Annotated in this window: 8 protein-coding genes; 5 read left to right on the top strand and 3 right to left on the bottom strand. The window is 72.0% G+C overall.

Annotation, left to right across the window (positions count from 1 at the left end):
* Window positions 1–378: 378 nt before the first annotated feature.
* Entirely contained in the window at window positions 379–804 is a 426-nt protein-coding gene (locus DW297_RS02420; protein ID WP_136029013.1) for a hypothetical protein, read from the top strand.
* 4 nt (window positions 805–808) lie between these two features.
* On the opposite strand, the gene DW297_RS02415 is transcribed toward DW297_RS02420, so the two are convergent.
* Together DW297_RS02415 and DW297_RS02410 are read right to left on the bottom strand one after the other, a co-directional pair.
* A complete protein-coding gene (locus DW297_RS02415; RefSeq protein WP_136029010.1) occupies window positions 809–2,512 on the bottom strand; it encodes an AMP-binding protein in 1,704 nt (567 codons plus the stop codon).
* A 423-nt stretch (window positions 2,513–2,935) separates the two neighbouring features.
* On the bottom strand, window positions 2,936–3,403 hold the full coding sequence (locus DW297_RS02410; protein WP_136029008.1) for an Lrp/AsnC family transcriptional regulator: 468 nt from the start codon (window positions 3,401–3,403) through the stop codon (window positions 2,936–2,938).
* A 112-nt stretch (window positions 3,404–3,515) separates the two neighbouring features.
* Here DW297_RS02410 and DW297_RS02405 point away from each other — a divergent pair, with 112 nt between their 5' ends.
* Together DW297_RS02405 and DW297_RS02400 are read left to right on the top strand one after the other, a co-directional pair.
* Window positions 3,516–4,757 (top strand): trans-sulfuration enzyme family protein, encoded by a 1,242-nt coding sequence (locus DW297_RS02405; protein ID WP_136029006.1) that lies wholly within the window; start codon window positions 3,516–3,518, stop codon window positions 4,755–4,757.
* Window positions 4,758–4,941: 184 nt separating this feature from the next.
* Window positions 4,942–6,369 (top strand): hypothetical protein, encoded by a 1,428-nt coding sequence (locus tag DW297_RS02400; protein WP_136029003.1) that lies wholly within the window; start codon window positions 4,942–4,944, stop codon window positions 6,367–6,369.
* A 52-nt stretch (window positions 6,370–6,421) separates the two neighbouring features.
* On the opposite strand, the gene DW297_RS02395 is transcribed toward DW297_RS02400, so the two are convergent.
* The gene (locus DW297_RS02395; RefSeq protein WP_136029001.1) at window positions 6,422–6,895 is read right to left on the bottom strand and encodes an acyl-CoA thioesterase; all 474 of its coding nucleotides are present in this window, start codon (window positions 6,893–6,895) and stop codon (window positions 6,422–6,424) included.
* Between the two features lie 137 nt (window positions 6,896–7,032).
* Here DW297_RS02395 and DW297_RS02390 point away from each other — a divergent pair, with 137 nt between their 5' ends.
* A complete protein-coding gene (locus tag DW297_RS02390; RefSeq protein ID WP_136029000.1) occupies window positions 7,033–7,647 on the top strand; it encodes a ClpP family protease in 615 nt (204 codons plus the stop codon).
* Window positions 7,644–8,240 carry a ClpP family protease gene (locus DW297_RS02385; RefSeq protein ID WP_136028998.1) on the top strand — a complete coding sequence of 199 codons (597 nt, stop codon included), beginning with the start codon at window positions 7,644–7,646 and terminating at the stop codon, window positions 8,238–8,240. Before DW297_RS02390 ends, DW297_RS02385 begins: the two co-directional genes overlap by 4 nt.
* Window positions 8,241–8,306 lie beyond the last annotated feature (66 nt).

Genomic DNA, 8,306 nt, shown 5'->3' with positions numbered 1-8,306 from the left:
GGCAGCAGGCGGAGAACCGGTGGATCCTGGACGGGTTCCAGGCTCCGGTGCAGCAGTCGGTGCCACAGCGGCAGTCGGTGCCGCTGGGGATGCAGCCGCGGCAGCAGGCGGAGAACCGGTGGATCCTGGACGCGTTCCAGGCTCCGGCGCAGCAGTAGGCCAGGCCGGTGCCCGGCGTCCCTGGCGGAGCCGGTGAGACGCCATGCCTCCGGAGCGCCCCGCGGTCCTCGCCAGGGCCGCGGGGCGTTCGTGTGCGTTGCCGATCCAGCCGATATATCCCTCTGGAGGATGATGCGGATCGGACTTGAGACGGATGGCCCGGAGGGGACACACTTCTAGTGTCGAGAATGCGGGAATTCCGCAGACCGGGGGGTCAACATGACGACATTGAGGGTGGCCAGCGAGCTGGCAGCGGTCCTGATTCCGATCGGATACGTGGGCGCGGCGATCGCCGTGATCTGCGCGATCGTCGCCGGGATCGCGATCGCGCGGGGTGCCGGTGGTCTCACCGGCGGGGCCGTCGGGGTCTGGATCGTCGGGGCGCTGCTGAGCGTCACCGCGTCTTTCGGCAGCCAGTGGCTGCCGCTGATCATCTCGGGCTCCGCGCTCGTGCTGATGCTCACGATCGGCGGCGTCGTGCGCGGCATGGTGGGCGCCGCGGGGCTGACGCGCCGCAGCGAGGCGCCGGCCGAGGCGCTTCCGGTGGCCGCGGCTCCCGCGAAGACCGGGACGCCGAAGGTCGCCGCGGTCGTCAAGGCGGCGACGTCGTCGACGCCCACGTCGCCCGTCGCCGTCGTCTCCTGAGCGCTCAGCGGTAGTCGCGGTCGCGGTGCTGCCGTGAGTCGTCGCCCGACGCGACGCGCTCGGCCTCGCGCGCCCGCAGCTCCACGCGACGGATCTTGCCCGAGATGGTCTTCGGCAGCTCCGGCACGAACTCGATGATCCGCACCCACAGGTGCGACGACAGGCGCTCGTGCGCGTACGCGAACACGGATCGCGCCGCGGCCGTCTCGTCCGCCGCATCCGCGGTCAGGCACACGTACGCCTTCGGCACCGCGAGCCGCGTCGGGTCGGGGCTGGGGATCACGGCCGCCTCGACCACGAGCTCGTGCTCCAGGAGCACCGACTCGAGCTCGAACGGCGAGATCTTGTAGTCCGAGGCCTTGAACACGTCGTCGGAGCGCCCGATGTAGGTGAGGTAGCCGTCGTCGTCGCGCACCGCGATGTCGCCCGTGTGGTGGTAGCCGCCGGCGCGTGACTCCGCCGTCTTCTCCGGGTCGTCGTAGTACCCCGCCATGAGTCCGAGCGGCGCGCGCGACAGGTCGAGCGCGATTTCGCCCTCCCGCTCGACCACCGCGCCCGTGGCGGGGTCGAGCAGCACCACCGGGTATCCCGGCAACGGGCGGCCCATCGAGCCGATCTTCACCGGCTGCCCGGGGGAGTTGCCGATGCACGCCGTCATCTCGGTCTGGCCGAAACCGTCGCGGATGGTGCCGCCCCAGGCCTCCCGCACCCGGTCGATGACCTCGGGGTTCAAGGGCTCGCCGGCGCCCACCAGCTCGCGCGGAGGGTGCGTCAGGCGGCCCAGGTCGGCCTGGATGAGCATGCGCCACACGGTCGGCGGGGCGCAGAACGTCGACACGTGGTGGGTGTCCATGACCTGCATGAGCGTGTTCGCGTCGAACCGGGCGTAGTCGTAGACGAACACGGTGGCCTCGGCCAGGAACGGCGAATAGAAGCTCGACCACGCGTGCTTCGCCCACCCGGGCGACGAGATGTTGAGGTGCACGTCGTCGGGGCGGACCCCGAGCCACCACATGGTCGACAGGTGCCCGACCGGATACGAGACGTGGGTGTGCTGCACGAGCTTCGGCCGGTTCGTGGTGCCCGAGGTGAAGTACAGCAGTGCGGTGTCGGACGCGGGGGTCGGGCCGTCCGGCTCGAACGCGGCGGGCGCGGCGGCGGAGTCGGCGTAGCGGGCCCAGGCGGGCGGGGCCTCGCCGACGCCGATGCGGAGGATGTCGGGGCCGAGATCGTCGACCCGTTCGGCGAGAGTCCCGAGGGTGACGACGGCGCTGGCGCGGCCGTGCTCCACGCGATAGGCGAGGTCGGTGGCCGACAGCAGCGTGGACGTCGGGATCGACACCGCCCCGATCTTGGTGATCGCCAGCATCACCTCCCACAGCTCGATCGTGTTGTTGAGCATCACGATCACGTGGTCGCCGCGGCGGATGCCGAGCCCCGCGAGCCAGGATGCGACCTGGTCGGAGCGGGCGGAGAGCTCGCCGTACGTCCACGACCGCAGGCGAAGGTCGGCGTCGACGATCTGCACGGCGGGGCGCTGCGGATTCTCGGCGGCCACCACGTCGAACCACTCCAGGGCGAAGTTGAATTCGTCGACCTGCGGCCACGCGAATCCCGCCCGCGCGGCGGCATAGTCCGTGGCGTGCTCGAACAGGAAGTCGCGCATCTCGCGGACGGCGTTCGTGGCGGCGGTGGCACTGCGGCTCATGGTGCTCCTTTGCTGGCGTGCACTCCATCTTTCCGCGTCGGCCCGCCGGACGGCACGCCCCGCGCCGCTTCTCATGTCCTCCCATCGACCGGAGAGAAGGTATACCAGTGTCCTCATTTGACGACGCTAGTCTGGTGGGAGCTCCAGTCAGGCGAGCCAGAGGAGGGCGATGGTGGAGGCGACGAAGAGGACTCCACGCCCGCGCATGAGTACCAATGCGCCCCCTGCCGTGTTCGTCGTCGGGATGCTGATGCTCCCCGTGGCATTCCTCGCGGCGGCCCTGTTCCTGCCGTCGCCCCTCGGTGTCCCGGTTGGGATCGGGGCAGCGATCGTTGTCGGCATCACGACCAACCGGCTCACTGCGACACAAGTGCGGAGAGAGGCAGAACGGGTAAGAGCGGTCGGTGACGGGAAGGGGATGAGCTAGCGGGGGAGCAGGCCGGTGCCGTCGCGGAGCTCGAACACGAGCTGGGTCTCGGTGCCGCGCACGACCGGGTGGATCGTGATGTGTTCCAGCACGATGTCGCGCAGCGCCGTCGCATCCTCCACCGCGACGTGCACCAGGAAGTCGTCGACGCCCGCGACGTGGAACACCTGCAGCACGCGGGGCACCGCGACGAGGGCGTCGAAGAGCGCCGTCACCTTCGGCCCGGTGTGATTGGCGAGGCGCACCTTGATGATCGCCTGCAGCGGGTATCCGAGCGCCGCGCCGTCGACCCGCACACGGGTGTCGCGGATGATGCCGCGCTCGCGCAGTGCCCGCACGCGGTGCGCGCACGTGGACTCGGCCAACCCCAGCCGATGCGCGAGAGCCTTGTTCGTGATCTCCGCGTCGCGGGTCAGCGCCGCGAGCAGCTCCAGATCGGTCTCGTCGAGTTGCGCTTTCGCCAAGGTGCCGCCCTCCCACCCGCCGGATGTTGCACAGAATATCGAATGAGGCCTCCGTTCCCGCGGATGCTGTCGAATTCCGGCGATTCTCTCACGTTTCCGGCAACGTGGAGGCATGACCGCACCGCTGCATCCCGACACGATCGCCGTCCACAGCGGCCGCTCCGACCTGGAGGGGCTCGGCGTCCACGCGCTGCCGATCGACCTGTCCACCACCAACCCGCTGCCCGATGTCGAGCGCGGGGGCGACTCGTACGAGGCCATGGCCACCGGGGGCCGCCCGCCCGCCGACGGCAGCATGGTCTACGCCCGACTCTGGAACCCCACGGTCGCGCGCTTCGAGGAGGCCCTCGCCGAGCTCGAGCACGCGGAGGCCGCGGTCGCGTTCGCGTCGGGCATGGCCGCCATGACCGCGGTGATCCTCGCCCGCACCGGTGCGACGGGCACCCGCCACGTGGTCGCGGTCCGTCCGCTGTACGGCGGCACCGACCACCTGCTGGGCTCGGGGCTGCTCGGCGTCGACACCACGTACTGCCGCCCCGAGGAGGTCGCCGCGTCGATCCGTCCCGACACCGGGCTCGTGGTCGTCGAGACGCCCGCCAACCCCACGCTCGACATCGCCGACATCGCCGACGTGGTGCGCCAGGCCGGCGGCGTCCCGGTCGTGGTCGACAACACGTTCGCCACCCCGGTGCTGCAGAACCCGATCGACCTGGGCGCGGCGATGTCGCTGCACAGCGCCACCAAGTACCTCGGCGGCCACGGCGACGTCATCGCCGGTGTCGTCGCCTGCGACGAGGAGACCGCAGAAGCGCTGCGCCGAGTGCGTGCGGTGACCGGGGGGCTGCTGCACCCGCTCGGCGCATATCTCCTCCACCGCGGGCTCACGACGCTGCCCGTGCGCGTGCGGCAGCAGCAGGACACTGCTCGCCGCCTCGTGCAGTGGCTGATCGACCGACCAGAGGTCGCCGAGGTCTTCTACCCGGGGCTCGACGGGGATCCCCGCGGGATCCTCGGCCGGCAGATGCGCGGCACGGGCGCCATGATCGCGATGCGGATGCGGGGCGGGTACGCGGCGGCGTCGGCGGTGGCGTCGGCGACCTCGCTGTTCACGCACGCCGTGTCGCTCGGGGGCGTGGACTCGCTGATCCAGCACCCTGCCGCTCTCACGCATCGTCCGGTGCCCCCGGAGGCACGACCCGCCGCCGACGTGCTGCGGCTGTCGATCGGCCTCGAGAATGCGGACGACCTGATCGCCGACCTGGACCGCGCGTTCGCGGTGCTCGCCGAGCGCTCGACGGGCGAGGGCGCCGGCCCGGTCGCGGTGGCCGGCCGCGGCGCCTCCCTGCCGGGCTAGCGGCGACGGCGCGGGGCGGCGTTCGCGGGGTGGGGGCGCGGACGCCGCTTTGTGCATCCAACACCAGAAACTGAGTCCCGCGTGCGCTGGGACTTGGTATCGTCCGGCAATTCCGGTGCGGCGGGGGACCGGGGCCCTACAGTCGCCCGTGGCAACGACGCCACACACCACCCGGGAGTCCTCAATGACGAGTGCAACACCCCACGCGCACGGCCTCGGCATGCGCATCGCCGTGATCGTGCTCAGCCTGCTGCTGGCCGCCATGATCCTGCTGTTCTTCGCCACCACGAGCAAGATCGCCGCCGGTGCCGCAGAGCTCGCCGACGGCACCACCGCCGCAGAAGACGGGTCGGCGCAGCTCGCGGCCGGTGCCGCCGAACTGTCCGACGGCGCGCAGACCCTCGCCGACGGCACGCAGGGCCTCGCCGCGGGTGCCGCGAGCGCCGAGGACGGCTCGCAGAAGCTGAGCGACGGTGCCACCACCGCGGCGGCGGGAGCCACGGCCCTCGCTGCGGGTGCGGGCGACCTCGCCGCGGGCACCGCGGACGCCGAGGCCGGTGCGAGCCGCCTGAGCGGTGGCGCGCAGACCGCGCTCGCCGGATCGCAGGACCTCGCGGCCGGTGCCGCCGCAGCCGATGCGGGCGCGCAGCAGCTCGTCGCGGGCGCCACCCGGCTGTCGGCGGGCGTGACGGGCGCGCACCAGTACACGACCGGCGTGCTGGCGGGTGCCACCACGCTGAGCGACACCCTCCGCGCCGGAGTGACGACCTCGGTGCAGACGCTCGCCCATCCCGACACGAAGACCGCGCTGCAGAACGCCGCGACGGCCGCCCCCGGTCGATCGCAGCAACTCGCGGACAGCCTCGCCGGGATGCTCGCCGCCGACCCGACCAACGTGCAGCTGCAGCAGCTCGCGCAGCTCGCGGCCGGTGTCGATCAGGCCGTCGACGCCCTCGCGGCCCCGGCCGCCGCCGCACCGTCGCTCGCGCAGGGACTCATCGGCGCGGCCGACGGTGCCGCGCGCGTCACGGCCGGGGTCAACGCCATCGCCAACGGCGACCCCGCACTCGGCTGGCCAGGAACGGTCGCCCTGGTCGCCCCGGAGGGTGCCCCCGCGCTCGTCGCCGGCACGCAGGCGCTCCAGGCCGGAACCGCCCAGCTCAGCGCCGGAGCGACGAAGCTCACGCAGGGCCTCGGCACGCTCTCGACCGGTGCCTCCGCGCTGCACGCCGGCACCGTGCGACTCGACGACGGCGCCGGCCGGCTCGACGAGGGCGCCAGCACCCTGGCCACCGGCATCGGCACGCTGCAGTCCGGCGCGAGTGCCCTCCACACGGGCATGGGCGAGCTGAGCGCCGGAGCCGACGCGGTCGCGGACGGATCGGGCGACCTGGCCGCGGGCGGCGGGACGCTCGAAGCGGGCGCGGCCGACCTCGCCTCCGGCAACGGGCGCATCGCCGACGGCTCCGGCACGCTCGCCACCGCCACCGCGGGCGCCGCGCCGTCGATGCTCCCGTGGATCCTCGGGGTCGCGCTCGCCGGGCTCATCGCGATCGGGTTCTGGGTGGGGCACCGGATCACCCACCGCCGCGCGCTCGCCCTGGCCGCCTGACCCCTGACCCCTTCTCTTCTGAGCGGACGCCGTTCCCCCCGGCGGCGTCCGCTCAGAGCTTCGGCAGCCGGACCGTCCCGGTGGCGATGCGCTCCGTGGGCATGCGATCGCGGTTGTAGGTGATCTCGCGATAGCCGTGCGGGGTCGGCATCCCGTCCTCGTCCAGGCTCACGAACACGATCTCGTCGATCGTGAGGATGCGCTTGCGGGTGATCATGTTGCGGGCGACCGCGCGCATCGTCAGCGACGTGGTGCCGAACCGCGTCGCCTGCAGGCCGATCTCGATCAGGTCGCCCTGCACCGCCGACGCTTCGAACGTGATCGCGGAGATGTGCTTCGTCACGGCGCGGTAGTTGCCCAGCTGCACGATCGCGTAGATCGCCGCCTCTTCATCGATCCACTTCAGCAGGCTGCCGCCGAACAGCGTGCCGTTCGCGTTGAGGTCTTCGGGGCGCACCCACTTGCGGGTGCGGAAGTTGATCCCGTCTTCCGACCACTGCCATTCCGGTGCCTTCTGTCTCGCCATGTGCTCGAGGCTAGGAGCGTCGTGAGTCGGGGGTGTTACGCGCGGCTTTCGGGCAGCGCACACGCCCTCTGCCCACGGCGGATCCGCCCACGGCGGAGACCGACCCACCGGCTCCCGGAGCGGCGGAGGCTGGGGTCATGAGCGACGAGAAACCCATACCCCAGTTCAGCCAGGAAGCCCGGCGCGCGCTCTTCCACGAGCGCGTGCTCGTGCTCGACGGCGCCCTCGACGACGACAACGGCACGCTGCTGATGACGCAGCTGCTCAGCCTCTCGGCAGAAGACCCCGTCGCCGACATCGCCCTGTGGATCCACTCTCCCGGCGGGTCCGTGCCGTCGATGCTCGCGATCCGCGACCTCATGCGGCTCGTGCCCAACGACGTCTCGACCCTCGCGCTCGGCCTCGCGTGCAGCGCCGGACAGTTCCTGCTGTCGGCGGGCACACCGGGCAAGCGTCGGGCGCTGCCGCACGCGCGCATCCTCATGCATCAGGGCTCAGCGGGCATCGGCGGATCCGCGGTCGAGATCGAAGCGCAGGCGGACGACCTCCGTCACATGCGCGACACCGTGCTCGGCCTCATCGCCCACGACACCGGTCAGCCCGTGGAGCGGATCTTCGAGGACTCCCTGCACGACCGCTGGTACACCGCCACGCAGGCGCAGGAGTACGGCTTCATCGACCGGATCGTGGAGTCGACGGCCGACATCATGCCGCGACGCCGCGCGCGCGTGGGACTGGGGGCGGACGCATGAGCAGCTACACGATCCCCAACGTGATCGCCCAGCACCCCCGCGGCGAGCGGGTCATGGACGTGTACTCGCACCTGCTGGCCGAACGCGTCATCTACCTCGGCACCGGCATCGACGCGGGCGTGGCGAACGCGCTCATCGCACAGCTGCTGCACCTCGACGCCGACAGCCCCGACTCCGCGGTGCAGTTCTACATCAACAGCGAGGGCGGCGATCCCGGGGCGGCGCTCGCGATCTACGACACGATGCAGCACATCCGTCCCCGCATCGCCACGACCTGCGTCGGCCAGGCCATCGGTCCGGCGGCGCTGCTCGTCGCGGCAGGGGCGCCGGGGGAGCGGGCCGCTCTCGCGCACGCGCGCATTGTGCTGCATCAGCCCGCCGGGCAGTCGCGGGGTGCGATCCCCGACCTCATCCTCGCGGCCGACGAGGTGGTGCGGGTGCGGTCCGACATGGAGGCGATCCTGGCCAGGCACAGCGGTCGCACCCTCGAGGAGCTCCGCGTCGACACCGACCGCGACCGGGTGTTCACGGCCGTGGCGGCGAAGGAGTACGGCCTGATCGACACCGTGCTCGGGCCGCGCGACGCGGGGTGACGCCCGGACCCGGGGCCGGCGCTGCGGTGCCGCGTCGGCCTGCTCGACCGGGCGTATCAGCGCAGC

The sequence above is a fragment of the Microbacterium sp. PF5 genome, assembly GCF_004794315.1.
GTDB classification, from domain to species: Bacteria; Actinomycetota; Actinomycetes; order Actinomycetales; family Microbacteriaceae; genus Microbacterium; species Microbacterium sufflavum.
This window is presented reverse-complemented; position numbering and strand designations above follow the sequence as displayed.